Raw genomic sequence first — 1,051 nt, forward strand, 5'->3', positions numbered from 1 at the left:
GCGCTCAAGCTGGTCAACTGGATGGGCACAAAGGAGTTCGGCGACAAGTTCTCCGCTCTGCTCGGCAACATCTCGCCGATCAAGGGCGTCGTCATCAAGGACGAGCTTCTCGCCCATGTCGCCAAGTTGAACGAAACCGCCATGCCGCATATCAATGTCGTCTACTTCCGTTTCGAGAAACCGACGGGATCGGAGCTGCTGCAGGGCGACATCACCAAGATGATGTCGGGTTCGATCACCCCGGACCAGCTGGCCGCCGACCTGACCAACGGCCTCGCCAAATGGTACAAGCCTTTCCAGGGCAAGTGACATGAACAGCGGCCGGCGCCACACCACAAAAGCCTTTCCGTGGCGCCGGTCACTCTGGATCGCGTCCCTGCTGACACCGGCCCTGGTGGTCATGGTGCTGTTCGTGCTCTGGCCGCTGCTCTCAGCCTTCCGCCTTGCCTTCTATGAGTTCAACGGCTTGCAGCCGACCGGATTCATCGGCTTCGAAAACTTCCGCAAGGTGCTGTTTGAACAGCCTTACAGCGACTGGACCTGGAATGCGCTGAAGCACAACATCATCGCCTTCGTGGCGCTGATGGTGTTCGAGAACGGCACCGCTTTCCTGCTCGCCTATGCCTTGCTGAAGGCGCTGCCCGGCCACCGTATCCACCAGGTCATCGTCTTTCTTCCGGTCGTGCTGTCGGCGGTCATCGTCGGCTTCCTGTGGAAACTGTTCCTGCATCCGCTGTTCGGCCTGGTGAACCAGACGCTGGCGCTGGTCGGCATCGGCGCCATACCGTGGCTCGGCAACGAACACACCGCACTCGGCAGCGTCCTGTTCGCCAACGTCTGGCACTGGCTCGGCTTCCCCACCCTGGTGCTGCTGGCCGGCATGCAGCGCGTCAGCAAGGAAGTCATCGAGGCTGCCCGTCTCGACGGCGCCGGCGACTATGTGCTGATGACCAGGATTATCTGGCCGCTGATTGCGCCGAGCGTCACCATCGTCACCATCCTGACCTTCATCGGCAGCTTCAACTGGTTCGAAATCCCCTATGTCATGGCT

1 protein-coding gene and 1 pseudogene are annotated in these 1,051 nt (G+C 60.7%); both read left to right on the forward strand.

What is annotated here, in order from left to right; all coding sequences use genetic code 11:
* Positions 1-309 (forward strand): annotated as a pseudogene (locus EN884_RS36830) (ABC transporter substrate-binding protein); the annotation flags it as partial.
* Between the two features lies 1 nt (position 310).
* The coding region (locus tag EN884_RS36835) for a sugar ABC transporter permease (RefSeq protein ID WP_164895457.1) at positions 311-1,051 on the forward strand (741 nt) is incomplete at its 3' end.

It is taken from the genome of Mesorhizobium sp. M7A.F.Ca.AU.001.01.1.1 (genome assembly GCF_004022735.1).
Taxonomy (GTDB): domain Bacteria; phylum Pseudomonadota; class Alphaproteobacteria; order Rhizobiales; family Rhizobiaceae; genus Mesorhizobium; species Mesorhizobium ciceri.